The 25,181-nt window shown below is 61.1% G+C and carries 23 protein-coding genes; 11 read left to right on the forward strand and 12 right to left on the reverse strand.

What is annotated here, in order from left to right:
- Positions 1 to 10: 10 nt before the first annotated feature.
- The gene (locus DYL59_RS20015; RefSeq protein WP_092355790.1) at positions 11 to 160 is read right to left on the reverse strand and encodes a hypothetical protein; all 150 of its coding nucleotides are present in this window, start codon (positions 158 to 160) and stop codon (positions 11 to 13) included.
- 195 nt (positions 161 to 355) lie between these two features.
- Between DYL59_RS20015 and DYL59_RS20020 the strand changes: the two genes are divergently transcribed.
- The 4 genes from DYL59_RS20020 to DYL59_RS20035 all read left to right on the forward strand — a co-directional run bounded on the left by DYL59_RS20020 (position 356) and on the right by DYL59_RS20035 (position 5,779).
- Complete coding sequence (locus DYL59_RS20020; protein WP_135290709.1) at positions 356 to 805, forward strand: EVE domain-containing protein; 450 nt, start codon at positions 356 to 358, stop codon at positions 803 to 805.
- A 176-nt stretch (positions 806 to 981) separates the two neighbouring features.
- The gene (locus tag DYL59_RS20025) at positions 982 to 1,947 is read left to right on the forward strand and encodes an HlyD family secretion protein (protein WP_135290710.1); all 966 of its coding nucleotides are present in this window, start codon (positions 982 to 984) and stop codon (positions 1,945 to 1,947) included.
- Positions 1,944 to 4,661: a ribosome-associated ATPase/putative transporter RbbA gene (gene rbbA / locus DYL59_RS20030; RefSeq protein WP_135290711.1), complete on the forward strand. Its 2,718-nt coding sequence runs from the start codon at positions 1,944 to 1,946 to the stop codon at positions 4,659 to 4,661. The genes DYL59_RS20025 and rbbA overlap by 4 nt, the downstream gene beginning before the upstream one ends.
- Positions 4,661 to 5,779 carry an ABC transporter permease gene (locus DYL59_RS20035; RefSeq protein WP_135290712.1) on the forward strand — a complete coding sequence of 373 codons (1,119 nt, stop codon included), beginning with the start codon at positions 4,661 to 4,663 and terminating at the stop codon, positions 5,777 to 5,779. The genes rbbA and DYL59_RS20035 overlap by 1 nt, the downstream gene beginning before the upstream one ends.
- A 118-nt stretch (positions 5,780 to 5,897) precedes the next feature.
- On the opposite strand, the gene DYL59_RS20040 is transcribed toward DYL59_RS20035, so the two are convergent.
- Positions 5,898 to 6,305 (reverse strand): flagellar basal body-associated protein FliL, encoded by a 408-nt coding sequence (locus DYL59_RS20040; RefSeq protein ID WP_135290713.1) that lies wholly within the window; start codon positions 6,303 to 6,305, stop codon positions 5,898 to 5,900.
- A 149-nt stretch (positions 6,306 to 6,454) separates the two neighbouring features.
- On the opposite strand from DYL59_RS20040, the gene DYL59_RS20045 reads away from it, so the two are divergent.
- Positions 6,455 to 7,432 (forward strand): NADPH:quinone oxidoreductase family protein, encoded by a 978-nt coding sequence (locus tag DYL59_RS20045; RefSeq protein WP_135290714.1) that lies wholly within the window; start codon positions 6,455 to 6,457, stop codon positions 7,430 to 7,432.
- 292 nt (positions 7,433 to 7,724) lie between these two features.
- Positions 7,725 to 9,062 (forward strand): glycerol-3-phosphate transporter, encoded by a 1,338-nt coding sequence (gene glpT / locus DYL59_RS20050; RefSeq protein ID WP_135290715.1) that lies wholly within the window; start codon positions 7,725 to 7,727, stop codon positions 9,060 to 9,062.
- Here the strand turns inward: glpT and DYL59_RS20055 are convergent.
- Together DYL59_RS20055 and DYL59_RS20060 are read right to left on the reverse strand one after the other, a co-directional pair.
- Positions 9,059 to 9,715 (reverse strand): gamma-glutamylcyclotransferase, encoded by a 657-nt coding sequence (locus DYL59_RS20055; RefSeq protein ID WP_135290716.1) that lies wholly within the window; start codon positions 9,713 to 9,715, stop codon positions 9,059 to 9,061. The genes glpT and DYL59_RS20055 overlap by 4 nt on opposite strands.
- Positions 9,716 to 9,742: 27 nt before the next feature.
- Positions 9,743 to 12,130 carry a TonB-dependent receptor plug domain-containing protein gene (locus tag DYL59_RS20060; protein ID WP_135290717.1) on the reverse strand — a complete coding sequence of 796 codons (2,388 nt, stop codon included), beginning with the start codon at positions 12,128 to 12,130 and terminating at the stop codon, positions 9,743 to 9,745.
- A 328-nt stretch (positions 12,131 to 12,458) separates the two neighbouring features.
- Between DYL59_RS20060 and DYL59_RS20065 the strand changes: the two genes are divergently transcribed.
- The gene (locus tag DYL59_RS20065; RefSeq protein ID WP_135290718.1) at positions 12,459 to 12,941 is read left to right on the forward strand and encodes a sn-glycerol-3-phosphate transporter; all 483 of its coding nucleotides are present in this window, start codon (positions 12,459 to 12,461) and stop codon (positions 12,939 to 12,941) included.
- Positions 12,942 to 13,075: 134 nt separating this feature from the next.
- On the opposite strand, the gene DYL59_RS20070 is transcribed toward DYL59_RS20065, so the two are convergent.
- The 5 genes from DYL59_RS20070 to DYL59_RS20090 form a co-directional block, all read right to left on the reverse strand.
- Positions 13,076 to 14,044 carry a CDP-6-deoxy-delta-3,4-glucoseen reductase gene (locus DYL59_RS20070; protein ID WP_135290719.1) on the reverse strand — a complete coding sequence of 323 codons (969 nt, stop codon included), beginning with the start codon at positions 14,042 to 14,044 and terminating at the stop codon, positions 13,076 to 13,078.
- Complete coding sequence (gene ubiD / locus DYL59_RS20075; protein WP_135290720.1) at positions 14,044 to 15,510, reverse strand: 4-hydroxy-3-polyprenylbenzoate decarboxylase; 1,467 nt, start codon at positions 15,508 to 15,510, stop codon at positions 14,044 to 14,046. The genes DYL59_RS20070 and ubiD overlap by 1 nt, the downstream gene beginning before the upstream one ends.
- Positions 15,511 to 15,646: 136 nt before the next feature.
- Complete coding sequence (gene rho, locus DYL59_RS20080; RefSeq protein ID WP_016973082.1) at positions 15,647 to 16,906, reverse strand: transcription termination factor Rho; 1,260 nt, start codon at positions 16,904 to 16,906, stop codon at positions 15,647 to 15,649.
- A gap of 234 nt (positions 16,907 to 17,140) precedes the next feature.
- Entirely contained in the window at positions 17,141 to 17,470 is a 330-nt protein-coding gene (gene trxA, locus DYL59_RS20085; protein ID WP_135290721.1) for a thioredoxin TrxA, read from the reverse strand.
- Between the two features lie 121 nt (positions 17,471 to 17,591).
- Positions 17,592 to 18,287 carry a FadR/GntR family transcriptional regulator gene (locus tag DYL59_RS20090; protein WP_135290722.1) on the reverse strand — a complete coding sequence of 232 codons (696 nt, stop codon included), beginning with the start codon at positions 18,285 to 18,287 and terminating at the stop codon, positions 17,592 to 17,594.
- 255 nt (positions 18,288 to 18,542) lie between these two features.
- On the opposite strand from DYL59_RS20090, the gene DYL59_RS20095 reads away from it, so the two are divergent.
- The 4 genes from DYL59_RS20095 to DYL59_RS20110 are packed head-to-tail and all read left to right on the forward strand — an operon-like array spanning position 18,543 to position 21,383.
- Entirely contained in the window at positions 18,543 to 19,328 is a 786-nt protein-coding gene (locus DYL59_RS20095) for a transporter substrate-binding domain-containing protein (protein ID WP_135290723.1), read from the forward strand.
- A 15-nt stretch (positions 19,329 to 19,343) separates the two neighbouring features.
- Positions 19,344 to 20,012 (forward strand): amino acid ABC transporter permease, encoded by a 669-nt coding sequence (locus tag DYL59_RS20100; RefSeq protein ID WP_135290724.1) that lies wholly within the window; start codon positions 19,344 to 19,346, stop codon positions 20,010 to 20,012.
- The gene (locus DYL59_RS20105) at positions 20,009 to 20,659 is read left to right on the forward strand and encodes an amino acid ABC transporter permease (RefSeq protein WP_076013093.1); all 651 of its coding nucleotides are present in this window, start codon (positions 20,009 to 20,011) and stop codon (positions 20,657 to 20,659) included. The genes DYL59_RS20100 and DYL59_RS20105 overlap by 4 nt, the downstream gene beginning before the upstream one ends.
- Positions 20,646 to 21,383 (forward strand): amino acid ABC transporter ATP-binding protein, encoded by a 738-nt coding sequence (locus tag DYL59_RS20110; RefSeq protein WP_135290725.1) that lies wholly within the window; start codon positions 20,646 to 20,648, stop codon positions 21,381 to 21,383. Before DYL59_RS20105 ends, DYL59_RS20110 begins: the two co-directional genes overlap by 14 nt.
- A 4-nt stretch (positions 21,384 to 21,387) precedes the next feature.
- On the opposite strand, the gene DYL59_RS20115 is transcribed toward DYL59_RS20110, so the two are convergent.
- Genes DYL59_RS20115 through DYL59_RS20125 form a run of 3 tightly spaced genes read right to left on the reverse strand, consistent with a single transcriptional unit; the run spans position 21,388 to position 25,138 of the window.
- On the reverse strand, positions 21,388 to 21,882 hold the full coding sequence (locus tag DYL59_RS20115) for a DUF1120 domain-containing protein (protein ID WP_135290726.1): 495 nt from the start codon (positions 21,880 to 21,882) through the stop codon (positions 21,388 to 21,390).
- Positions 21,883 to 21,904: 22 nt separating this feature from the next.
- Positions 21,905 to 24,403, reverse strand: a complete 2,499-nt coding sequence (locus DYL59_RS20120) for a fimbria/pilus outer membrane usher protein (RefSeq protein WP_238340735.1) — start codon at positions 24,401 to 24,403, stop codon at positions 21,905 to 21,907.
- A 6-nt stretch (positions 24,404 to 24,409) separates the two neighbouring features.
- On the reverse strand, positions 24,410 to 25,138 hold the full coding sequence (locus DYL59_RS20125) for a fimbria/pilus chaperone family protein (protein ID WP_135290727.1): 729 nt from the start codon (positions 25,136 to 25,138) through the stop codon (positions 24,410 to 24,412).
- Positions 25,139 to 25,181 lie beyond the last annotated feature (43 nt).

Raw genomic sequence — 25,181 nt, forward strand, 5'->3', positions numbered from 1 at the left:
GGAAGAAGGGTCAGCGTTTGAACGGTTGCGGCTGTTGCTGGGTCAGTTCAACGGGAGCATCGGTCTTGTTCGACCACAAGCTTTGCGCATACCCGGTGGTCACGACGCCCAGACCAAACAAAATAACCAAAATCCATAGTAAATCCGGTTTACGTTGCATCGATTGCCCCCCTTCAGGCACCTCGTACACGATGACAACAACGTTCCAAAGTAGTCCGTTGCAGCTGCGTCAAGCTTTAAAAGCCGGCATTCTGCGGTAACGTGAACCAACACGCAAACCTTGGCGCCAACCGACTGTCGGTTTGTCATTAAATTGCCAGACAACTTGCCCACTGCCTTTTTCAGGAGCCCAAAAATGGCCTACTGGCTGATGAAATCCGAGCCCGACGAACTCTCCATCAAAGGCCTGGAAAAGCTCGGCCAAGCGCGCTGGGATGGGGTGCGCAATTACCAGGCGCGCAACTTTCTGCGCGCCATGGCCGAGGGTGACGAGTTTTTCTTCTATCACTCCAGCTGCCCCGAGCCAGGGATTGCCGGCATCGGCAAAATCATCAAGGCGGCTTACCCGGACCCCACTGCCCTGGAACCGCAAAGCCATTATTTCGACGCCAAGGCCAGCGCGGAGAAAAACCCGTGGAGCGCCATTGATGTGGCGCACGTCAAAACCTTCCCCAAGGTGCTGGGCCTGGGCTACCTGAAACAACAAACGGCGCTCGCCGAATTGCCCTTGGTGCAAAAAGGCAGCCGGCTTTCGGTGATGCCTGTGACTGCCGAACAATGGGCAGCCGTGCTCCAACTGCGTTAACTGTAGGAGCGAGCTTGCTCGCGAAAAACGCAAAGTCACCGCGCCCTTACAGACGGACCGCGCTATCGTTGACGTTTTTCGCGAGCAAGCTCGCTCCTACAGTTCATTTGACCGGCATCAACCGCCCTGGAGCGCCCACCGGTCAAACTAGGACGCTAATGCCGCAGGAAGCCGCCATGTCGACGAACCACCACATCTCCCGTTTTTTCGCCATCGCATTGATCGCTCTGCTGCTGGGCGCTGGCGGCTTTGGTTACTGGCGCTCCACCCAGGACCGCCTGCCCGAAGGCCTGAGCATGGGCAACGGCCGCCTGGAATCCACCGAAGTGCAGATCGCCGCCAAGATCCCCGGGCGCCTGGCCGAAGTGCGCGTGGATGAAGGCGACAAAGTGCTCAAGGGCCAGTTGCTGGCGCGCATGGACACCCGCACCCTCGAAGCCCAACGCGCCCAGGCCGAAGCCGAAGTGCTGCGTGCCAAGGAAAACTTCGCCGCCGCCGAGGCCAACGTGCAGCTGCGCCAGAGCGAGCAACTGTTGGCCAACCAGGAACTCAAGCGCACCCAGGAGCTGTACAAACGTGGCTTTGCCAGCACCCAGTTGATCGATCAACAGCAGGCGCGGCAGAACACCGGCAACGCGGCGGTGATCGCTGCGCAAGCCCAGGTCAATTCGGTCAAGGCCACCATCGGCGCCGCCCAGGCCCAAGTGGCCCAACTCACCAGCGAAATTGATGACAGCAGCCTGCGCGCGCCCATCGACGGGATCATCCAGCTGCGCCTGGCCGAACCCGGCGAAGTGCTCGGCGCGGGCGGACGCGTTCTCTTGCTGATCGATCCCAATGACCAGTACATGAACCTCTACCTGCCCGCCTCCGTCACCGGCCGCCTGACCGTCGGCAGCGATGCGCGCATCCTGCTCGACGCCCTGCCCCAGCAACCGCTGCCGGCCAAGATCAGCTTTGTCGCGGCCAAATCCCAGTTCACCCCCAAGGAAGTGGAAACCCGCGACGAACGCCAGAAGCTGGTGTTTCGCGTCAAACTGCGCCTGACCCAACCCAGTACCGTGCCCCAGGCCAAGCCCGGTATGCCCGGCGCTGGCTATGTGCGTACGGCTGACATCGACTGGCCGGCCAACCTGCAATGACCGGCCTGGCGCTGCACGCCATCGGCATCAACCATCGCTACGGCAAGCAACAGGCACTGCTCGACATCCGCTTCAGCCTGCCGGCCGGCACCCGTTGCGGGTTGATCGGCCCCGATGGCGCAGGCAAATCGAGCCTGCTGGGCCTGATCGCAGGGGTTAAAAAGCTTCAGGACGGCCAGTTGGACGTACTGGGTGGCGCCATTGACGACCGGCGCCATCGCAACAGCCTGTACCCGCGCATCGCCTTCATGCCCCAAGGCCTGGGTGGCAACCTGTACCCCGAGTTGTCCATCAACGAAAACATCCGTTTCTTCGCCACCCTGTTCGGCTTGTCCAAGGATGAGTGCGACCAGCGCATGCACAACCTGCTGCTGGCCACCGACCTTGCGCGCTTTGACGAGCGCCCGGCGGGCAAACTTTCCGGCGGTATGAAACAAAAGCTCGGCCTGTGCTGCGCGCTGATCCACGACCCGGACCTGCTGATCCTCGACGAACCCACCACCGGGGTCGATCCGCTGTCCCGCCGCCGCTTCTGGGAACTGGTCGAAAGCGTACGCAATGAGCGCCCGCAACTGACGCTACTGGTGGCCACGGCCTACATGGAGGAAGCCGAGCAATTCGAACACTGCCTGATGCTCGATCGCGGCAAGCTGATCGCCGACGGCCTCACCCGCGACCTGGCTGCGGCCACACCCAGCGGCAAACTCGATGAGGCGTTCACCCACTTCCAGGGCGACAGCGCCCACGACAGCCAGCCTTTGGTGATCCCGCCGCGCGCAAGCACCAACCGCGACATCGCCATCGAGGCCCACGACCTGACCCTGCGCTTTGGCGACTTCACGGCGGTCAACAAGGTCAGTTTCGCCATTGGCCGGGGCGAGATCTTTGGGTTTCTCGGCTCCAACGGCTGCGGCAAGACCACCACCATGAAAGTCCTCACCGGCTTGATGCCCGCCACCGAAGGCAGTGCGAAGCTGCTGGGCAACCCGGTGAACGCCAAGGACCTGGCCACCCGCAAGCGCGTGGGCTTCATGTCGCAGAGCTTCTCGTTGTACGGCGAACTCAGCGTGCGCCAGAACCTGGTGCTGCATGCGCAACTGTTTGACCTGCCCAAGACCGACAGCGGCCCACGTATCGATGAGTTGATCCAGCGGTTTGACCTCGGTGAAGTTGCCGAGCAACCGTCTGGCGAATTACCCCTGGGCCTGCGCCAACGCCTGTCACTGGCGGTGGCGGTGCTGCATCGCCCGGAAGTGCTGATCCTGGACGAGCCCACCTCAGGCGTCGACCCGGCGGCGCGGGATGATTTCTGGCGGCTGCTGATCGAGCTGTCCCGCGAGCAAGGCGTGACGATTTTCCTGTCTACCCACTTTATGAACGAAGCCCAGCGCTGCGACCGCATCTCGCTGATGCACGCCGGCAAGGTGCTGGCCTGCGACACGCCACACGCGCTGCAACAGCAGTTCCAGGGCGACACGCTTGAGGCGGCATTCGTCACCTGCCTGGAACAAGCCCAAGGTGAACCCGAACCCCAGGCGCCCGCCACCACGGTCAACCAAACCACTGCACCGCCCGTGAGCAAACGCGGTTTCAGCCTGGCCCGCCTGCTGGCCGTGGCCAGCCGTGAAGGCAAGGAGTTGCTGCGAGACAAAGTGCGCATGGCCTTCGCCCTGCTGGGAGCGCTGTTCATGATGGTGATCTTTGGCTACGGCATTTCCCTGGATGTGGAAAACCTGGCCTTCGCCGTCTACGACCAGGACCAGACCCCGCAGAGCCGCGCCTACCTTGAGGCGTTCCGCAGTTCGCGCTATTTCGCCGAGCAGTCCCCGATCCAGAACGCCAACGAACTGCACCGGCGCCTGCAACGCTCGGAAATCAAACTGGCGGTGGAAATCCCGCCGGGCTTTGGCCGCGACCTGTACGCCGGTCGCCAACCCAGCGTCGCGGCGTGGCTCGACGGCGGCATGCCGTTTCGCGCAGAAACCAGCCGCAACTACGTCGAGGCCGTGCACCAGGGCAACCTTCAACAACTGGCCGAACTGAGCAGCCTACCTCGCAGCAGCCAAGGCGCGGCCCAGTTGGAAACGCGCTTTCGCTACAACCAGGACGTGGTCAGTGTGAATGCCATCGGCCCCGGCGTAATGGCGCTGATCCTGGCGTTTATCCCGGCAATGCTCACGGCCCTGGGCATCGTGCGCGAAAAGGAGCTGGGCTCGATCACCAACTTCTACGCCACGCCCCTGACCCGCCTGGAGTTCCTGCTGGGTAAACAGGCGCCGTACCTGGCGGTAAGCCTGGTCAACCTGGCCCTGCTGGTGGCGATGAACCGCTGGCTCTTTGGCGTGCCGTTCAAGGGCAGCGGTATGACCCTGGCGTTCGGCGGCCTGCTGTACGTGCTGGCCACCACCAGCATGGGCCTGCTGATTTCCGCGTTCACCCGCACCCAGATCGCGGCGATCCTGGGCACCATGATCATCACCAGCCTGCCGACCATCCAGTTTTCCGGGCTGATCGTGCCGCGCTCGTCTCTGGAAGGCGCGGCCGCACTGATGGGCATGCTGTTTCCGGCGGGGCATTTCCTTGATATTGCGGTAGGCACCTTCACCAAAGCCCTGGACCTGCGCCAGTTATGGCCGCAGTGCCTGGCGTTGTTCGGGTTCTTTGTCGGGTTCACCGGGCTGAGCCTGGTCATGCTCAAGAAGCAGGAGGCCTGATGCCTAAGTTCGCCCACATCCTACGGCTAGGCCTCAAGGAATTGACCAGCCTGCGCCACGACAGCGTGCTGCTGCTGTTTCTGTTCTACGCCTTCACGGTGGCCATCTATATGCCGGCGGCCGGTTCGGTGATCGGTGTGCACAACGCCAGCGTGGCGTTTATCGATGAAGACCACAGTGCGCTCTCGCGCCAGATGGCCGAAGCACTGCAGCCGCCCGAGTTTCAACCCCCCGTGCCATTGGCGTATGACCAGCTGGACAAGGTCATGGACAGCGGCGAATACACCTTCGTGATCAACGTACCGGCGAACTTCCAGGCCGATCTGCTGGCCGGGCGCCAACCGGGCGTGCAGGTGAACGTGGATGCCACGGCGATGAGCCAGGCGTTTATGGGCGCGGGGTATATCGGGCGGATTTTCCAGCGAGAGCTGCTGGCGTATGGCGGCCAGGCCGATGCCACCAGCCATGCACCCGCGCTGCTCACCACCCGCGCGTTGTTCAATACCAACCTGGAAGGCGGCTGGTTTTTGGCCGTGATCCAGATCGTCAACAACATCACCATCCTTGCCATCGTGCTCACCGGCACCGCGTTGCTGCGTGAGCGCGAGCACGGCACCCTCGACCATTTGCTGGTGCTGCCACTCACCGCGCTGGAGATCATGCTGGCGAAAATCTGGAGCAACATGCTGGTGGTGGTGTTGTGTACCTGGGTGTCGCTGGAGGTGGTGGTCAAGGGCTTGCTGGGTGTGCCTTTGGCAGGGTCGCTGAGCCTGTTCCTGTTGGTGACGGCGCTGTATCTGTTTGCCAGTACGGCGCTGGGCATCTTCCTGGCCACCCTCGCCCGCTCGACGCCTCAGTTCGGCTTGTTGGCGATCCCGGTGATTATCCCGATGCTGTTGTTGTCAGGCGGCAGTACGCCATTGGACAGCATGCCCGAGTGGTTGCAGTGGGTGATGCAGGGGTCGCCGTCGACGCACTTTGTGAGCTTGAGCGCGGCGATTCTGTTTCGGGATGCGGGGGTTGGCGTGGTGTGGCCGGATTTGCTGGCGTTGGCGGGGATTGGGTTGGTGTTTTTCCTGGTGGCGTTGGCGCGGTTCAGGAAGAGTTTGGCCTCTTGAGGTGACTGTCAGGGCCACTTCGCGAGCAAGCCCGCTCCCACAGTTGGCCGCGTTTCAACATGAAAATGCGATCGAATGTGGGAGCGGGCTTGCTCGCGAATGGCGCGAAGCGCCGCCGTTACTGAATGATCAGGTTGTTGAACAACAGGTCTTCCACCACCGGCTTGCCGGTTTCGTCATTCATCACTTGCTGGGTCTGTTTCAGGGCTTCCTGGCGCAGTTTCTCTTTGCCTTCCACCGTGCTCATGGTCTCGTTGGTCTGCTGGGTGAACAGCGCCACCAGTTGGTTGCGGATCAACGCGTCGTTGGCTTTGACCGCAGCGGCCGCTTCGGGGCCGGTCACGCGCAGGGCGATGTCGGCCTTGAACACCTTGAGTTTCGCGGTGCCGTCCAGGCCATAGTTACCCACGAACGGCGGGCTGAGGCTGATGTAGCTGATCTTCGGCGCCTCGCCTTCTTTGGCCTCTTCGGCCTGGGCTGCCATCGGCAAGGTCAGGGCCAGCATCAACAGGATCCACGCTTTCACAGTTCATTCCTCTCATTCGGTGGCCAGTAGCATAACGCTAGCAAGGCTGAGTACAAGCTTATGGCGACTTATCAGGCCGGGGCATGCTCGTTGACCCACTCGCCTACCCTCCTACACTTATCGGCCACGACGCCAAAAGGAATAGTCCGATGAAAGCTGTGCTGTGCAAAGCCTTCGGCCCCGCCGAAACCCTGGTGCTGGAAGAAATCGAGAGCCCAGCGATCAAGAAGAACGAAGTTTTGCTGGAGGTGCATGCCGCCGGAGTCAACTTTCCGGACACCCTGATCATCGAAGGCAAGTACCAGTTCAAACCGCCCTTCCCGTTTTCGCCGGGTGGCGAAGCGGCAGGCGTGGTCAGTGAAGTGGGCGAAAAGGTCAGCCATTTGAAGGTCGGCGACCGCGTCATGGCGCTGACTGGCTGGGGCAGCTTTGCCGAGCAGGTCGCAGTGCCGGGCTATAACGTGCTGCCGATTCCGCCCAGCATGGACTTCAACACCGCCGCGGCCTTCAGCATGACCTACGGCACCTCCATGCACGCCCTCAAACAACGGGCCAACCTGCAACCCGGCGAAACCCTGCTGGTGCTCGGCGCCTCCGGTGGCGTGGGCCTGGCCGCCGTGGAAATCGGCAAGGCCATGGGCGCCCGCGTCATCGCAGCGGCCAGCAGTGCCGACAAACTCGCCGTGGCCAAGGCGGCCGGCGCCGATGAGTTGATCAACTACAGCGAAACCAGCCTGAAAGACGAGATCAAGCGCCTCACCGACGGCAACGGCGCCGATGTGATCTACGACCCGGTGGGCGGCGACCTGTTTGACCAGGCCATCCGCAGCATTGCCTGGAACGGCCGCTTGCTGGTGGTGGGGTTTGCCAGCGGGCGCATTCCCGAACTGCCGGTGAACCTGGCGCTGCTCAAGGGTGCGGCGGTGGTCGGGGTGTTCTGGGGCTCGTTCGCCCAGCGCCAGCCGCAGGACAATGCGGCGAATTTCCAGCAGTTGTTTGGGTGGCATGCCGAGGGCAAGTTGAAGCCGTTGGTGTCGCAGGTGTATCCGCTGGAACAGGCGGCCCAGGCGATCAATGATCTGGGGCAGCGTCGAGCGGTGGGCAAAGTGGTCGTCCAAACCCGCTAATAGCTTTGAAATGCGATCAGTGTGGGAGCGGGCTTGCTCGCGAAGGCGGTGTGTCAGTCAATACATTCGGTGACTGACCCACCGCTTTCGCGAGCAAGCCCGCTCCCACATTTTGATCTCCACTGTCTGGAGCGCATCTAACGACCCACACTTACCCATTCGCGACATGTTCGTAAAAGAACACGCACTGGCTCCCATTTCCTGTGTTTGCAGATAAGAGGCGATGCTATTTTCGGTAACGAAACTGTAACATTCGCATCCGCAGTCAAAACAAGAAATCTGGAGCTCTTGAATGTTTGCTTTCTTTCGTCCTGCCGCACATCAGGCGCCCCTGCCTGAAGAAAAAATAGACAGCACCTACCGACGCCTGCGCTGGCAGATCTTCGCCGGTATTTTCTTCGGTTACGCCGGCTACTACCTGCTGCGCAAAAACTTCTCCCTGGCCATGCCCTACCTGATCGACGAGGGTTACACCCGTGGCGAGCTGGGCCTGGCCATGTCGGCCATCGCGATTGCCTACGGCTTGTCCAAGTTCTTGATGGGCCTGGTGTCCGACCGCTCCAACCCGCGTTACTTCCTGACCTTCGGCCTGCTGGTGTCAGCAGGGGTGATGTTCATTTTCGGTTTCGCACCTTGGGCAACGTCCAGCGTGACCATGATGTTCATTTTGCTGTTCATCAACGGCTGGGCCCAGGGCATGGGCTGGCCGCCGAGTGGGCGGACCATGGTGCACTGGTGGTCGCAGAAGGAACGCGGCGGCGTGGTGTCGGTATGGAACGTGGCGCACAACGTCGGCGGTGGCCTGATCGGCCCGCTGTTCCTGCTGGGCATGGCGTGGTTCAACGACTGGCACGCAGCGTTCTACGTACCGGCCACCGTGGCGTTGCTGGTGGCCGCGTTTGCCTTCATCACCATGCGCGACACCCCGCAATCGGTGGGCTTGCCGCCGATCGAGCAGTACAAGAACGATTACCCGGAAGGCTACAACGCCAGCCACGAGGAAGAATTCAGCGCCAAGGAAATCTTCGTCAAGTACGTGCTGCGCAACAAAATGCTCTGGTACATCGCCTTCGCCAACGTGTTCGTCTACCTGCTGCGCTACGGCGTGCTGGACTGGGCGCCGACCTACCTCAAGGAAGCCAAGCACTTTGACGTGGATAAAACCTCGTGGGCGTACTTCTTCTACGAGTGGGCAGGTATTCCGGGCACGCTGCTGTGTGGCTGGATGTCGGACAAGATCTTCCGTGGCAACCGTGGCCTGACCGGCGTGGTGTTCATGGCGCTGGTGACCGTGGCGACCCTGGTGTACTGGCTCAACCCGCCGGGCAACCCGATGATCGACATGATCGCGCTGTTCTCCATTGGCTTCCTGATCTATGGCCCGGTGATGCTGATCGGCCTGCAGGCACTGGAGTTGGCCCCGAAGAAAGCTGCCGGTACCGCGGCGGGCTTTACGGGTTTGTTCGGCTACCTGGGCGGTTCGGTCGCCGCGAGCGCGGCCATGGGCTACACCGTGGACCATTTCGGCTGGGACGGTGGCTTTGTACTGCTGGTGGGCGCGTGCCTGCTGGCGATTGCCTTCCTGATCCCCACGCTGTGGCACACCAACAGCGTCAGCGCGGCGCGTTAATCGCCGCCTGAACAGCCCTTCGCACAACGCTTGAGCCGCGCCTCCAGGTTTTTATCTGGCATGGCGTGGCTGCGCAGGGCGTTGACGGTCTGCTCGACATAATCGCGCGTAGTGCCGTAACGCCCGCAAGCGCTTTGCAAAACGTGATTCAACACCTGGTCGGGCAAGTTCCCCGCATAACTGGGCAAGTGCCGCTCCAACACAAACCCCAACGCCTGCACCTGGGTGCCGTCCTCAAGACGGCAGCTGAGCCAGTGTGGCCGGTACGAGGGATAGGGCATTTCGCGGCACCACAGGGCATACAGCGAGGCTTCCAGCTGGTCTTCCGGTAACTGGTAGGCAAACCCGCTGCAAGAGCCGCCACGATCCAGACCAAACACCAGGCCCGGGATTTCCGGGGTGCCCCGATGCTCGTGTGACCACAGGTACAGGCCCCGGTGATAACCGTGAACCCGCGCCCGCATGCGTTTGGTGGAGGAGCACTCCGGACGCCAGATCAACGAACCGTAAGCAAACAGCCAGACCGGCCCACCCTTGTGCCGCCCCATGGTGGCCTGCATTGAGCTCATCAACTGCTCGTGAGTGAGTTGCGGCCCAAGATCGAGCCGCGGGGGGTAAGCCAATTGCATAAGATCGGTTTCAATGACAGTCATGGCGAATAGCGGAGCGCCTCCTGTGTGTTACCAGTTGTAAGCGACTTTACCGTAATAAAACGCGCCGCTGTAACCGTACGGCGAAAAAGTGCTATAGGCGAGGTTGCCGCCGCTGCTGGCGAAGGCATTGACCTTTTCCGGGTATTTGTCGGTGACGTTGTCGCCGCCCAGGGTGAAGGTCCAGTTCTTGAACTTGTAATCCGCGGACAAATCCAGCACCCAGGCGGCCTTGAAGGTCTGGTCGTTGACCTTGTCCGCCTGGTAGCTGGTGAACTCACCATAGCGCACCAGATTGCTGTGCAACGCCCAATTGCCATAGGTGAAGTCGTTACCCAGGGTCAGCTTGTGCTCAGGCGTGGTATCGCCAAGCAAACCGCTTTTCTCGCGCCGATCCACCCGTACCAGGTTGGCGCCCAGGCTGTCGAGGATGGCCGGGTTGGCCTTCACGTCCGTCACCTTGGTGTGGTTGTAGTTGTAGCCCACCGTGCTGTTCCAGCGGATGCCGTTATCGAACTGGTAACGATAGTTGGCCACCAGATCGACGCCGTCGGTGCTGGTGTCGGTGGCATTGGTGAAGTAGCGGGCGGTGGTGTAGTTGACGTTGCCGACGCCGTTGGCTTGCAGATAGGCCTGGGTCGCCGGGCTCAAGTTGAGGTTGGACGACAGGCTGATGCGGTCGCGAATATCGATGCGATACACATCCACCGTCACCGTCAGGTCATCGGCGGGTTCCAGCACCAGGCCCAGGCTGTAGTTGCGCGATTTCTCGGCCTTCAGGTCTTCTGCGCCGAGCAAGCGCGCGACCTGGCTGGAGGCCGGGAAGGTGCCGGCTTCGCGGATTTCGCTGCCGATCAGCTGGGACGAGGTAAACGCAAAATTCTGCTGGGCCAGGGACGGCGCACGGAAGCCGTTGGATATGCTGGCGCGCAACGCCACCTGCGGGGTGAAGTCGTAGCGCGCCGACAGCGAGCCGCTGACATTGGAGCCGAAGTCACTGTAATCCTCATGCCGCACGGCGGCCGAGGCGCTGAGTTTGTCGGTGAAGTTGGTTTCCAGGTCCAGGTACTGCGCCCAGTTGTGGCGCGAACTGGTGCCGGCGTCCGCCTCACGGAAGCCGCCGAGGCCCGAGCTGCCCGTCTGGTAGTAAGACGCCGCGTCGCCCGCTTCGATTTCATAACCCTGGCGCAGGTATTCGCCGCCAAATGCCACCGACACCGGATACGGCAGGAAGCCCACGTCGAACTCACGGGACAGGTCCAGGCTGACCTGCTTCTGGTCGTTGCTCAGGGTGCCGTTGTCGAACTTGCGCGGCGTGGCCAGGCCCAGGGAGGTGTTGATGGTTTCTGTGCTCAGGTCGTATTGGTTCTTGCCGTAGTTGGCCGACAAATCGTAATGCCAGTCGTAGGCCAGCAAGCCCCGCAGCCCCACCACCAGCGAGGTGTCTTCAAGGTTGCCCTTGATCAGCGGCAAGTAGCCGTTGGGGTTGAGTGCCGGGATGTTATTGCTCGCGTTGCTCGCCCGGTAGAACGCCGCCGTCTCGCCGCGCCGCTTGCTGTAGCCGCCGAAGCTGTAAAGCTCGGCCGCGTCGTTGAAGGCATATTCGGCATTGAACTGGAATTTCCCTTCGTTCGTTGCCGGCTCGCCCTGGCGAAACACCTGTTGGCCATAGGTGGTGGAACCGATGCTCGCGGCGCGGTAATCCTTGCCGGCGCGGTTGGTGTAATCGTTGTCGGCACCTTCCCCGGAGAGGCTGATAAAACCGTTGTCGCCCAGCGCCAGGCCAGTGTTGCCGCTGATATTGCGCTGTATGCCATCGCCCTTCTTGTACTCGCCGAATTTGCTGGAGATCGAGCCGCCATGGTCGGCGTGCTTGAGGATCACGTTGATCACCCCGGCAATCGCGTCCGAACCGTAGCGCGCGGAGGCGCCGTCACGCAGCACTTCGATATGGTCCACCGCCGACAGCGGGATCGCATTCAAGTCCACCGGTGCCGAACCACGGCCCACCGCACCACCCAGGTTGACGAACGCACTGGTGTGACGGCGCTTGCCGTTGACCAGCACCAGCACTTGGTCGGGCGACAGGCCGCGCAACTGCGCCGCGCGCACCAGCTCGGCGCCGTCCACCAGGCTTGGGCGCGGGAAGTTGATCGACGGGATCAGGCGCGCCAGTACCGCACCCAGCTCATCAGAGCCGGTGCTGCGCAGGGTGTCGCCGGAAATCACATCCACCGGGGACAGCGAAGCGCTGGCCGTGCGCTCTTGGGCGCGGGTGCCGGTGACAATCACGGTGTCGAGTTCGGGTGCATCGGTGGCGGACGTTTCGGCCGCGAAGACTGGGTTCAAGCTTGCGGCGGTCAGCAAATTGGCCGACAAAATCGCCGAGTACAGCGCGTGTTTCTGGTAACTCCCCATACCGCTCCCCTTGGAATCAAGACTCAGAGCGTCATGCCCTGAATGCGTACGATCGATCCGGCTGGCGGGCGGTGGCGGTCAGTTATTAGTGTTTGGCAGAAAATCGGTAGTCCGTTGCGATATAGCTTAAAGATATCTTCAAGATAAATTAAATACCTTAAAAGAATAAGCAAAAGCATAAGCCCGATGCCCCGCCCGTCAGGATTGAAGGGGACATTCCCGCTACTTTCAGCCCCGGTTCAGCCTGGGAGCGCAGCAAACCGTCAAAATGGCGCGCACACAACGACCCACTTAGCCGCCCTTCAAACCGACTATCGAGGTCGCACCGATGAAAAAATTCCGATTGCCGGGCCTGCTGTTCCTGGCCCAGGCCACCACTGCACTGGCGGGCGAAGCACCAGCGACCGAAGACGACAAAGGTTTCTGGTACGCGCAAACCAGCCTCTACACCCGGCACTTCGCGCCGGACCCCGAGCACAACAACAACCAGGACCTGATAGGCCTGGAGCGCAACGAGGCCTCAGGCTTGGTGTATGGCGGGGCGACGTTTCGCAACTCGTTCAGACAGCGCTCGTACTATGCGTACGCGGGCAAGCGCTACGACATGGATGACTATCCGGTGTACCTGAAGCTGACAGGCGGGGCGATCCAGGGTTATCGCGGCAAGTACCGTGACAAGATCCCGTTGAACCGTTATGGCGTGGCGCCGGTGATCATTCCGTCGGTGGGCACCCATTACGGGCCGATGGCGGCGGAGTTGGTGTTGCTGGGGTTTAATGCGGCGATGGTGACGACGGGTGTGCGGTTCTAACCCTTACACCACACAGTCAAATGTGGGAGGGGGCTTGCTCCCGATTGCGGAGTGTCAGCCAATATAGATGTGACTGATCGACCGCAATCGGGAGCAAGCCCCCTCCCACATTTTGATCGGTGTACGTCAGTGATTTATGGCCGGGGCGCGTAGGCAAACACATCAGCGCGCATCTGGTGTGCATCCATACCCGCCTCGACCAACGCATCCAAGGTGCCGTAGATCATCGCCGGTGAACCGCTGGCGTAGACGTGCACAGCCTTGAGGTCCGTGATGTCTTCGCACACCGCCTCATGCAACAGCCCGCAACGCCCTTCCCAGCCGCACAGGTCGCTGACGACCTTGTGCAGGAACAGGTTGGGCAGTTGCTGCCACTGGTCCCAGTGCTCGATGTCGTAGAAGTCGTCCGGGCGTCGTACGCCCCAGTACAGGTGCACTGGGTGCTTGAAGCCGGAAGCACGGCAATGCTCGATCAGGCTGTGCATCTGTGCCATGCCGGTGCCTGCGGCGATCAGTACCAACGGCCCGTCCGGCAGCTCGGCCAGGTGGGTGTCACCGAACGGCAGCTCGATGCGTGCCATCTGGTTGCGCTGCAATTGCTCAAGCAGGTTGCGGGCGCTGTCTTCGCGCACCAGTACATGCAATTCCAGCTCGCGCCCGGCATGGGGCGCCGAGGCCAGGGAGAACGCCGACTTTTCGCCGTTTTCCCGTTCGATCATCAGGTATTGCCCTGCGTGGTAACGCACCGCCTTGCCGGCCGGGGCCCGCAGGCGCACACGCCAGACATCGCCGCCTACATCCACACATTCACTCAACTGGCACGACAACTTGCGCAACGGCAACTCTCCCGGCGCCAACACGCCATCCCACAAGACAATGCAATCTTCCAGCGGCTCGGCGATGCAGGTGTAGAACTCACCGTGGTCGCGTACCTCCCCGGCTTGCTGCACCCGGCCTTCCACCAGCAGCGCGGCACACACATGGCACACGCCGTTGCGACAGGCCTGGGGGCACTCATAGCCCAGGCGGCGCGCGCCTTCGAGGATTCGCTCGCCAGGGACCAGCTCCAATACGGCGCCGGAAGGTTGCAGGGTTACACGCATCAATCTATTCCCAATTCTTTCCAGATCGCATCGACACGGGCCGTGACAGCTTCATCCTTGACGATCACCCGGCCCCACTCGCGAGTAGTCTCACCCGGCCACTTGTGGGTGGCATCCAGGCCCATCTTCGAGCCCAGGCCCGACACCGGCGAGGCAAAGTCGAGGTAATCGATGGGCGTGTTGTCGATCATCACCGTGTCGCGCTTGGGGTCCATGCGCGTGGTGATGGCCCAGATCACGTCGTTCCAGTCGCGGGCATTGATGTCGTCGTCGGTGACGATAACGAACTTGGTGTACATAAACTGTCGCAAAAACGACCACACACCCAGCATTACCCGCTTGGCATGACCCGGATATGACTTCTTCATGGTCACGATGGCCATGCGGTACGAACAGCCTTCGGGCGGCAGGTAGAAGTCGGTGATTTCCGGAAATTGCTTTTGCAGGATAGGCACAAACACTTCGTTGAGCGCGACGCCAAGGATGGCCGGCTCATCCGGCGGGCGGCCAGTGTAGGTGCTGTGGTAGATCGGCTTGATCCGGTGGGTAATGCGCTCGACGGTGAACACTGGGAAGCTGTCCACTTCGTTGTAGTAACCGGTGTGGTCGCCGTAAGGGCCTTCATCGGCCATTTCGCCCGGATGGATCACGCCTTCAAGGATGATTTCGGCCGTGGCCGGCACTTGCAGGTCGTTGCCACGGCACTTCACCAGCTCGGTGCGGTTGCCGCGTAGCAGGCCAGCGAAGGCGTATTCGGACAGGCTGTCGGGCACCGGGGTCACGGCGCCGAGGATGGTGGCCGGGTCAGCGCCCAGGGCCACGGAGACCGGGAACGGTTTGCCTGGGTGTTTTTCGCACCACTCGCGGTAATCCAGCGCACCGCCACGGTGGCTCAACCAGCGCATGATCACCTTGTTACGACCGATCACCTGCTGGCGGTAGATGCCGAGGTTCTGGCGGTCCTTGTTAGGGCCCTTGGTGACGGTCAGGCCCCAGGTAATCAGCGGCCCGACGTCGCCGGGCCAGCAGGTTTGCACCGGGAGCATGGCCAGGTCGACGTCGTCGCCCTCGATGACCACTTCCTGGCACACCGCGTCCTTGACCACCTTGGGGGCCATGGCAATGATCTTGCGGAAGATCGGCAGCTTCGACCAGGCGTCTTTCAAGCCCTTGGGCGGCTCAGGCTCCTTGAGAAAAGCCAGCAGCTTGCCGATTTCGCGCAGCTCGCTGACCGACTCGGCGCCCATGCCGAACGCCACGCGCTCAGGCGTGCCGAACAGGTTGCCGAGCACCGGGATATCGTAGCCGGTCGGGTTCTCGAACAGCAGCGCCGGGCCCTTGTTGCGCAGGGTGCGGTCGCAAATCTCAGTCATTTCCAGTACCGGGGAAATCGGCATCTGGATACGTTTCAACTCTCCGCGCTGCTCAAGTTGCTGCACGAAATCCCGAAGATCCTTGAATTTCATTAACCATGCCACCCGTAAAATAGGCGTACATCCTACCTGCTCCGGGGCGTGTTTGGCTGCGGGGCGTGCTTAAAAAGCGGGCGCAAAAAAAATGGCGCCCCTGAGGGCGCCATTCTTTCGGACCTGAAACGCTGTATTACTTGCGCTTCATCGACAAGAAGAACTCGTCGTTGGTCTTGGTGGTTTTCAGCTTGTCCACCAGGAACTCGATGGCGGCAACTTCGTCCATCGGGTGCAGCAGCTTGCGCAGGATCCACATGCGCTGCAGTTCGTCGTCGGCAGTCAGCAACTCTTCGCGGCGGGTGCCGGAGCGGTTGATGTTGATAGCCGGGAATACGCGTTTTTCCGCGATGCGACGGTCCAGGGGCAGTTCCATGTTGCCGGTACCCTTGAACTCTTCGTAGATCACTTCGTCCATCTTCGAACCGGTTTCAACCAGTGCGGTGGCGATAATGGTCAGCGAACCGCCTTCTTCGATGTTGCGCGCAGCACCGAAGAAACGTTTCGGTTTCTCCAGGGCGTGGGCATCGACACCACCGGTCAATACCTTGCCGGAGCTTGGGATTACGGTGTTGTAGGCACGGGCCAGACGGGTGATGGAGTCGAGCAGGATCACCACGTCTTTTTTGTGTTCGACCAGGCGCTTGGCCTTCTCGATCACCATTTCGGCAACCTGTACGTGACGGGTTGGCGGCTCATCGAACGTGGAGGCAACCACTTCGCCGCGCACGGTGCGCTGCATTTCGGTCACTTCTTCCGGACGCTCATCGATCAGCAATACGATCAGGTGAACTTCAGGGTTGTTACGCGCGATGTTCGCTGCAATGTTCTGCAGCATGATGGTCTTACCGGCTTTCGGCGGTGCGACGATCAGGCCACGCTGGCCTTTGCCGATCGGGGCGCACAGGTCGATCACACGACCGGTCAAGTCTTCGGTGGAACCGTTGCCGGCTTCCATCTTCATGCGCACGGTCGGGAACAGCGGGGTCAGGTTCTCGAAGAGAATCTTGTTTTTCGCGTTCTCAGGACGATCGAAGTTGATCGTGTCGACCTTGAGCAGGGCGAAATACCGCTCGCCTTCCTTTGGAGGGCGGATCTTGCCAACGATGGTGTCACCGGTGCGCAAGTTGAAGCGACGGATCTGGCTCGGCGAGACGTAGATATCGTCTGGGCCGGCAAGATAGGAAGCGTCAGCAGAGCGCAGGAAGCCGAAGCCGTCCTGGAGAATCTCCAGCACGCCATCACCGGAGATTTCCTCGCCGCTTTTTGCGTGCTTCTTCAGCAGGGAGAAAATCACGTCCTGCTTGCGCGAACGGGCCATATTTTCTATGCCCATTTCTTCGGCCAGTTGAAGCAGGTCGGTAATCGGCTTTTGCTTGAGTTCAGTCAGATTCATATAGGAATGACGTAATCATTTATGGAGGGGGGAAATTAAGCTTTTGGCTTAATGAGGCCGCGCCGCAGAGAAGGCGACAGGATCGCGTACTAATCGAAAAGGAGTGCGTCGGCGACGGCTTGCAGGGGGCAGTGGAGAAACCAGTGCGGGGCCGAATGTACCACCTGAGTTTCGGAGCGTCTAGCCCTGTTTCACGAAAAAGCCCCGCAATTTGCGGGGCTTTTTTGACGACGCTTAGATGTTCGCGTCGAGGAATGCAGCCAACTGGGACTTCGACAAAGCGCCCACTTTGGTGGCAGCCACTTCACCGCCCTTGAACAACATCAGCGTTGGGATACCGCGCACGCCGTGCTTGGCCGGGGTTTCCTGGTTTTCGTCGATGTTCAGCTTGGCAATGGTCAGCTTGCCGTCGTAAGTGGTTGCAATGTCGTCCAGAACAGGAGCGATCATTTTGCAAGGGCCGCACCATTCAGCCCAGTAGTCAACCAGCACCGGGCCTTGAGCCTTGAGTACTTCGGCCTCAAAGGTCGCGTCGGTGACGTGCTTGATAAGATCGTTGCTCATGGATGTCTCCGGATTGTAAGCAAAAAAAACGTGGCCCATCATAGCCGCCCTTCCCCCGTTCAGGAAGCCGCCTCTGATTGAGTCTTGCTATGGAGATGCATGAGTTTGGGTATCGCCCGGCTCACGGCGCCACGGGGGTCACGAAGGCAATGCCGGTACGCAGCGCCGCGTTACGTACGTGTTCCTGCATGGTTTTTTGCGCCGTCGCACTGGCACGTCGGGCCAAGGCGCGCAGAATTTTGCGGTGTTCCTGCCAGGTTTCCATGGCACGCTCCGGCCGGATGAACGGTAGTTTCTGGCTCTCCAGGAACACCTCGGCGCTGGCACTGAGGATGCTTACCATCGCCTGGTTACCGCTGGCCAGCAGGATGCGCTGGTGGAATTCGAAGTCCAGCCGCGCTGCCGCTTCAAAGTCGCCGGCCTTGAGCACCTTGCGCATGGCCTCGACGTTATCTTCCAGGCGGTCGAGCTCATCAAGGGTCAATGTCACCGCCGCCAACCCCGCCGCAAAGCCTTCCAGGGCGTAGCGTAATTGGAAGATATCCAGCGGCGTGGCCTGGGCCGCAAACGGCCAGGCAAACCCCGGTGACTCCTCTGCCGCCTGCACAAACACGCCTTTGCCCGGCTGCACGCTGACCACACCCAAGGCACTGAGCGACGAAAGCGCCTCGCGCAACGAGGCCCGGCTCACCCCCAACTGCACTGCCAGGTCGCGCTGGGACGGCAGTGCATCACCCGGCCCGAAGCCTTGCTCCTTGATCAGTTTGCGGATGGCCTGCAGGGCCGCTTCCGGTACGGCTTGGGCGATGGAATTCATAAAAAACTCAAGGTTGCAGTCAACGGAGCGGCTAGTTGTAAAGCTATTCGCGGCCGGCGGCAAGCCACGCCCCAAAGGGGCTCGCGGGGTTTTATCAGCGCTCGAAAAGGGTGCGAAAAGGCCAGCCACTGTTCAGACCAGTAAGACCACGACAGCTCAATAAATCCCGGCCCTACAGACGATTCGCACGCTCATGGCATGGGCTATGCACTGAGCAAATCCAGAAAATTCCTTCGCCCTTCTCGGAGAGTTGCCATGACCAAGCGCTACAGCGCCCTGCTCACTGCCCTGTTTGCCAGCCTGATGCTGAGCCAGGCACCCGCCCAGGCCAACGGTCTGGACGATATCGTCGCCCGTGGCACCCTGAAGGTGGCGGTGCCTCAGGACTTCCCGCCGTTCGGCTCGGTGGGCCCGGACATGAAGCCCCGAGGCCTGGACATCGACACCGCCAAGCTGCTGGCCGACCAGCTCAAGGTCAAGCTGGAACTCACCCCGGTCAACAGCACCAACCGCATCCCGTTCCTCACCACCGGCAAGGTCGACCTGGTGATCTCAAGCCTTGGCAAAAACGCCGAGCGGGAAAAGGTCATCGACTTCTCCAAAGCCTACGCCCCCTTCTACCTCGCGGTGTTCGGCCCGCCTGAAGCCGCCATCGGCAGCCTCGATGACCTCAAGGGCAAGACCATCAGCGTGACCCGTGGCGCCATCGAAGACATCGAGCTGACCGCCGTGGCCCCCAAGGAAGCCACCATCAAGCGCTTCGAAGACAACAACTCCACTATCGCTGCCTACCTGGCCGGCCAGGTCGACCTGATCGCCAGCGGCAACGTGGTGATGGTGGCGATCAGCGAACGCAACCCCAAACGCGTGCCGGCCCTGAAAGTAAAACTCAAGGATTCGCCGGTATACGTGGGCGTGAACAAGAACGAGCCGGCGCTGCTGGAAAAGGTCAATCAGATCCTGGTGTCCGCCAAGGCCGACGGCAGCCTGGAAAAAAATGCCCTGCAATGGCTCAAAGAACCCTTGCCTGCCGATCTCTGAACGCGGAGCTGATTCATGGCGTATCAATTTGACTTTGTACCGGTGCTGGCCAACACCGACCTGCTGTTGCGCGGCGCGTTGTTCACCCTGGAGCTGACGGCCATCGGCGCCATCCTGGGGGTTGCCCTGGGCACGGTAGGCGCCGTGGTGCGGGCGTGGAAAATCCAGCCGTTTGCCTGGTTCTTCGGGGTGTATGTCGAGTTGATCCGCAACACGCCGTTTCTGGTGCAACTGTTCTTTATCTTTTTCGGCCTGCCGTCGCTAGGCCTGAAAATTACCGAGTGGCAAGCCGCCGTGCTGGCGATGGTGATCAACCTGGGGGCCTACTCCACCGAGATTATTCGTGCCGGCATCCAGGCTGTCCCGCGCGGGCAATTGGAAGCCGCTGCGGCACTGGCGATGACGCGCTTCGAGGCGTTCCGCCATGTGGTGCTGCTGCCGGCGCTGGGCAAGGTGTGGCCGGCCCTGAGCAGCCAGATCATCATCGTGATGCTCGGTTCGGCGGTGTGTTCGCAGATCGCTACCGAAGAGCTGAGCTTTGCCGCCAACTTTATCCAGTCCCGCAACTTCCGCGCCTTCGAAACCTACGCGCTGACCACCCTGGTGTACCTGTGCATGGCGCTGATGATTCGCCAGTTGCTCAACTGGATTGGCCGTCGCTTCGTGATGAGGAACAGCCGATGAGTGATTTTTCGTTCTGGGACATCGTGCGTAACCTGCTCACCGGCCTGCAATGGACGCTGTTGCTGTCGCTGGTGGCGTTTATCGGCGGTGGTGTGATCGGCTTGCTGGTGATGACCATGCGCATCAGCAGCAAGGCGTTCCCGCGCAACGTGGCCCGTACCTATATCGAGCTGTTCCAGGGCACGCCGCTGTTGATGCAGCTGTTCCTGGTGTTTTTCGGCATTGCCCTGCTGGGTGTGGATATCTCGCCGTGGCTAGCAGCGGCCATTGCCCTGACCCTGTTTACCAGCGCCTACCTTGCCGAGATCTGGCGCGGCTGTGTCGATTCCATCGCCCACGGGCAGTGGGAAGCTTCGGCCAGCCTGGCGCTGAACCCGCTTGAACAACTGCGCTACGTGATCCTGCCCCAGGCCCTGCGCATTGCCGTTGCGCCAACCGTGGGCTTCTCGGTGCAGGTGGTCAAAGGCACCGCCGTAACCTCGATTATCGGCTTCACCGAACTGACCAAGACCGGCGGCATGCTCGCCAATGCCACGTTTGAGCCCTTCATGGTCTACGGCCTGGTGGCCCTTGGTTACTTTTTGCTCTGCTACCCCTTGTCCCTCAGTGCGCGCTATCTGGAAAGGAGACTGCATGCCTCTGCTTAGAATTTCGGCCCTGCATAAGTATTACGGCGATCACCATGTGCTCAAGGGCATCGACCTCACGGTAGAAGAAGGCCAGGTGGTGGCGATCATCGGCCGCAGCGGCTCGGGCAAATCCACCTTGCTGCGCACCCTCAATGGCCTGGAGTCCATCAATGACGGCGTGATCGAGGTCGACGGTGAATACCTGGACGCCGCCCGCGCCGACTTGCGCAGCCTGCGCCAGAAAGTCGGCATGGTGTTCCAGCAGTTCAACCTGTTCCCGCACCTGACGGTCGGTGAAAACGTCATGCTTGCCCCCCAGGTAGTGCAGAAAGTGCCCAAGGCCAAGGCCGCCCAATTGGCCAAGCAGATGTTGGAACGGGTCGGGCTGGGAGAGAAATTCGACGCGTTCCCCGATCGCCTGTCCGGCGGCCAGCAACAGCGCGTCGCCATTGCCCGCGCCCTGGCCATGTCGCCCAAAGTGCTGCTGTGCGATGAAATCACCTCGGCCCTCGACCCAGAACTGGTGAACGAAGTGCTCAGCGTGGTGCGCCAACTAGCCAAGGACGGTATGACCCTGATCATGGTGACCCACGAAATGCGCTTTGCCCGGGAGGTTGGGGACAAGCTGGTGTTCATGCACCAGGGCAAGGTGCATGAAGTCGGCGACCCGAAGGTGTTGTTTGCCGATCCACAAACGGCAGAGTTGGCCAATTTCATCCGCACCACCGAAGCGCCTGCTTGACCCTTCAGCCGGCCGGCATCAGTTCGAAACGCCCACCGCCCTCCAGCGTGGTTTTATCGCGCACCGCAGTGGGCGCGCTCGGCAGCCAGGTGTCTACCTGTACCTGGGCAGAAAACGTACGCCCCTTGGCCGGCAACCCGCCCACTACCACCACCAACGGTTGGCCGGGGCGCATCTGGCCACTGCGCTCGGCAGGGTTATACAACTGCGCCAGTTCGACCGGTTTCCCGTCCAGTTGGGGATGCAGGAGTGTCAGGCCGAATACCCCCTGCGCCCCAAAACGGTAGCCTTGATCAGCCGCCGCGTCAGCGTGAAAGCGCAGCGCAATCGTGCTGCTTTCAGGGCAAACGACGTTCAGGCGCACCGTACGCCTGCCCAGGTGGGCAGGGCGATCACCGGGGCGAAGCTGGCCGTAGTCGATGACAGGCTGGCTGAGGAACAGCCGACAGCTTGCAGCATGCGCTGCCGGAAGCAGACCGCCCAACAGCGCGCCCAGCATTACGATGCATCCAACCGCCCGTCTAGCGGCAGGTCGCAGCCGCCGTTTCGTAGAATCCACCATTGTAAGTGTGCTCCGGAAGGTCCAATTTCAGTACGCAGGTCGTGCCGTTCGACGACGACACCGTCAGGCTTTGTGGCGCTTGGACATTACTCAGGAAAACCATCCCATCCCCCACAACCGTTGTCAGCAAGGCGTTATCAGCTCCCAGCACCGCACCGCCCTGTGGCAGCGGCTTGCCGTGCGCATCCGTGGCACGCAGCAATACGCGACGTACCTTGACCACATCGAAGTCGACCTTGCTGAACGAGCCGCGCCCGGCTTGCAGCGCCTGGGTGCCGTTCTTGATATCCACCTGCCGGGGCAGGCTTTTGCCATCCAGGTCCAACAGGCTGTTCTGATAGGCCGCAAGCCCGGCAACCACGGCATTGCCCCACAGGTCAGTCCACACCGGCCCTTGAGGTGTCGTGATTCGTGCACCAGGGATATCTCCGACCGAAGCGATGCCGAAGGTGTCCTCAACCCGATAGGGTGACAGCGTCACCCCGCCGGAATGGGCGACCACCGCCCCCTGCAACTGGCCGGTATAGCTGGTGCTGGCCCCATCCCGGTTGAACCCCACCCCCATTTGAGCGTAACGGGACGTTGCATTGAGTGCCCCGCCGACGCTGTTTTGCCGGTGTTCACCCAGGTCATGGTCACTGCGCAGTTGGTAATTCAAGGTGTCATCGACACGCTCGTCATAGGCCGCGCCAATACTGGCGCGCTCACCCTGGCGTCGGGCGTAGGTGCTGAGGCTGCGGCCGCCACCCAAAGGCACGCTAACTTGCAGCCGGATTCCCACGCCGTCGTCATCCTTTTCCCTGTCGCCCGCGCGGCGCGATTGCCCGACCTTGGACTCGACGGTGACGCCGACGCTGGCGTGCCGGAAGTTCTTGTTCCACGCCCCATAGACATGTTCTGTAGTGCGGCTGCTGAAATGGGCACCCCGGCTGTAGCCCACCGAAAAACCGCCCAGTTGCGGGTCCGCCCAACTGAAGCCGGCGGTGTATTGGTTTTTGAAGCGTGCATTCGCCCCCCCTCGAACGTCCGGGTTTACCGTATCGAGCACGTCACGGTAGCCCGGCGTCTGGGTGGTGGCACTCACTGCCATCTGCACGTTTGCCGGCAAAGCCGCGCTGAGGGAAACACTGTTGCGAGCGCCCTGCACCTTGCTTGAGCGATCGCGAGACAGGTTGTTGCGCAGCCCAACGGAAAAGCGCTCGGAAAAACTGTTGTCCAACGCCAGGCCCACCGAAGTGTAGTCATCGGTACCTTGCATGCCCACACTGAGTGCACTGCCCCTGCCCACCGCCCAGGTGCCACTGCCCATCGCCAGCACAGGCTCTTTGCGCCCGAGGCGCTCCACATCCCGGACCTTGCCCACAGACGCCGTAAACCCGGCCTTGACCGGTACCGCCGCACGAAAGGTGGCCGCCGGCACGACAAAACTGCGCTGCCCGCCACGGGCCTCGATCACCGTGACCTCAAGGTCGCTGGTGCCATTGAGCAAGGGCAGGTTGTTCAGGGAAAAAGGCCCTTGCGGCACCACCGTGGTGTAAATCAAAGCACCGGACTGGCGCACCTCCACCCGCGACTGGCTATACGCCTGGCCCTCGACCGCCACGCCAGCGTTGCTGCCGGGCGCTTCAATGCCATCGGGAAACAGCTGGGCCCCCATCAGTTGCACGCCGCCAAAGACCGGGTTGTTTCCCGAAATCTGGCCAACCTGGAAGGTCGATGCCAATGGCAGGAAATCACGCTGCGCATAGGCATACACATGCTCTGCCGTTGAGCGACGATCATTGGACACAAAGAACTGGCGACTGCGCGCTATCCAGTCGCCCATGTTGAAACCCACCTCGGTAGAGGCTGACAGATAGCGGTGGGTATCCTCGCGAGAATGGCTGTTGACGGCCTGGATATCGTAGTTGAGCAGCGCCGCACTCCCACCGCGCGCATAGCTGCCAGAAGCACTTTGCGGGCCCCGCAGCGCATCCGTCGGCACCACCAACGACACTTCTTCATTGCCTGGGCGCAGCGTGACAATAGCGTTAGGGTAAACGCCCCGCAGGTCATAACAGACGGGGTCAGCCTGTTTGTCGATTACCGCAGAGGGCACACGCAAGCCGGCCCGGTCCAACAGGTTGCGGGTAAAACACAGGTCGCCGTCGCGATCGAAACGGGCATCCGTCAAGCCAATGCGCTCGCCATTGACCGTAAGGTCCACCACGCGAACACCCTCACTGAAACGCGGCGCATCGCGAAAGTAATGGGCAACCGATGGGCTGATCCCACGCGCCTGCAGGGTCGCGAGGTCGAAACCACCCACAGTCGTAGCGGCGGGCGCAGCCTGCGCGCTGTCCACAACGCTCGACATCATGGCCACGCACACCGAAAGGCTCAGCCCACTGCGTCGGAATAGCTCATCGGGCCGCTGTACAAGCCCCACGTTAAGCGGCGTAGCGCGGTTTGTTTTCATAACAGGTCACGGCGCAGTTGCGACAATCTGCGCTTCGTAGTTTTCCACCGTGAACCCATAGACGGTCGCTGGCGAAATCGAAACGCGGGTGGCGCCAACTGGCGCGGTATCCAATGGCACGCTAAGGGTTTCACCCGGCAGCACATAGGTGCGAGGCAGGTAGGCCTTGCGCTGCTGCGGCTTCAACACCACTTCGTCAGACAGGCGCACCACATAGGCGCTGTCGTTGCGCGCAATCAGGGTTTTGCCTTGCAAGTGCCAGGTCAGCAGTTCCCAGGGCGCGTGGTGCTGGGCCAGGCCCTTGGGGTGCAGGATCAAGGGCAGGTTTTGCCGAAGGCTGATACCGATGGTCGCACCTGAACCGGGGCGTGCCTGGGGAATCCCTTCGAATGTCACACGCTTGAGGCGCTGGGTTTTAAGCGGTGCATTGCCTATAAATAGAAACCTGACCATCTGCCGCTCGCCTGCATCAACCCGTGCTACAGGCGGTGTGATTACAACCAGGGGTTCACCATCTTCCGGAATATCTTCGATCGCCGAATGAAGTAACGCCGGCGCCGCGTCAGTATTCCGGACGTTGATACTCACCTCACCGTCGGCCTCATCCAGCACAATCACCGTGGTGTCGGGTTCCATGCCATCGGCCCATGTGGGTGTACCCACTAAAAAACCGACAACCATCGACAGCGATAAGAAAAACTTAATTCGCAAATTGGCAACCCTCTGTCTTTTCATTTACCGCTGGACAGAAAAAAGCCGGCACAAGTTAAAATCGCAT

It is taken from the genome of Pseudomonas kairouanensis, assembly GCF_004682055.1.
Taxonomy (GTDB): domain Bacteria; phylum Pseudomonadota; class Gammaproteobacteria; order Pseudomonadales; family Pseudomonadaceae; genus Aquipseudomonas; species Aquipseudomonas kairouanensis.

Coding starts and splice junctions, on each gene's coding strand:
- DYL59_RS20015 (WP_092355790.1), bottom strand. CDS start 160: ATGCAACGTAAACCGGATTTACTATGGATTTTGGTTATTTTGTTTGGT.
- DYL59_RS20020 (WP_135290709.1), top strand. CDS start 356: ATGGCCTACTGGCTGATGAAATCCGAGCCCGACGAACTCTCCATCAAA.
- DYL59_RS20025 (WP_135290710.1), top strand. CDS start 982: ATGTCGACGAACCACCACATCTCCCGTTTTTTCGCCATCGCATTGATC.
- rbbA (WP_135290711.1), top strand. CDS start 1,944: ATGACCGGCCTGGCGCTGCACGCCATCGGCATCAACCATCGCTACGGC.
- DYL59_RS20035 (WP_135290712.1), top strand. CDS start 4,661: ATGCCTAAGTTCGCCCACATCCTACGGCTAGGCCTCAAGGAATTGACC.
- DYL59_RS20045 (WP_135290714.1), top strand. CDS start 6,455: ATGAAAGCTGTGCTGTGCAAAGCCTTCGGCCCCGCCGAAACCCTGGTG.
- glpT (WP_135290715.1), top strand. CDS start 7,725: ATGTTTGCTTTCTTTCGTCCTGCCGCACATCAGGCGCCCCTGCCTGAA.
- DYL59_RS20055 (WP_135290716.1), bottom strand. CDS start 9,715: ATGACTGTCATTGAAACCGATCTTATGCAATTGGCTTACCCCCCGCGG.
- DYL59_RS20060 (WP_135290717.1), bottom strand. CDS start 12,130: ATGGGGAGTTACCAGAAACACGCGCTGTACTCGGCGATTTTGTCGGCC.
- DYL59_RS20065 (WP_135290718.1), top strand. CDS start 12,459: ATGAAAAAATTCCGATTGCCGGGCCTGCTGTTCCTGGCCCAGGCCACC.
- DYL59_RS20070 (WP_135290719.1), bottom strand. CDS start 14,044: ATGCGTGTAACCCTGCAACCTTCCGGCGCCGTATTGGAGCTGGTCCCT.
- ubiD (WP_135290720.1), bottom strand. CDS start 15,510: ATGAAATTCAAGGATCTTCGGGATTTCGTGCAGCAACTTGAGCAGCGC.
- rho (WP_016973082.1), bottom strand. CDS start 16,906: ATGAATCTGACTGAACTCAAGCAAAAGCCGATTACCGACCTGCTTCAA.
- trxA (WP_135290721.1), bottom strand. CDS start 17,470: ATGAGCAACGATCTTATCAAGCACGTCACCGACGCGACCTTTGAGGCC.
- DYL59_RS20090 (WP_135290722.1), bottom strand. CDS start 18,287: ATGAATTCCATCGCCCAAGCCGTACCGGAAGCGGCCCTGCAGGCCATC.
- DYL59_RS20095 (WP_135290723.1), top strand. CDS start 18,543: ATGACCAAGCGCTACAGCGCCCTGCTCACTGCCCTGTTTGCCAGCCTG.
- DYL59_RS20100 (WP_135290724.1), top strand. CDS start 19,344: ATGGCGTATCAATTTGACTTTGTACCGGTGCTGGCCAACACCGACCTG.
- DYL59_RS20105 (WP_076013093.1), top strand. CDS start 20,009: ATGAGTGATTTTTCGTTCTGGGACATCGTGCGTAACCTGCTCACCGGC.
- DYL59_RS20110 (WP_135290725.1), top strand. CDS start 20,646: ATGCCTCTGCTTAGAATTTCGGCCCTGCATAAGTATTACGGCGATCAC.
- DYL59_RS20115 (WP_135290726.1), bottom strand. CDS start 21,882: ATGCTGGGCGCGCTGTTGGGCGGTCTGCTTCCGGCAGCGCATGCTGCA.
- DYL59_RS20120 (WP_238340735.1), bottom strand. CDS start 24,403: ATGAAAACAAACCGCGCTACGCCGCTTAACGTGGGGCTTGTACAGCGG.
- DYL59_RS20125 (WP_135290727.1), bottom strand. CDS start 25,138: ATGAAAAGACAGAGGGTTGCCAATTTGCGAATTAAGTTTTTCTTATCG.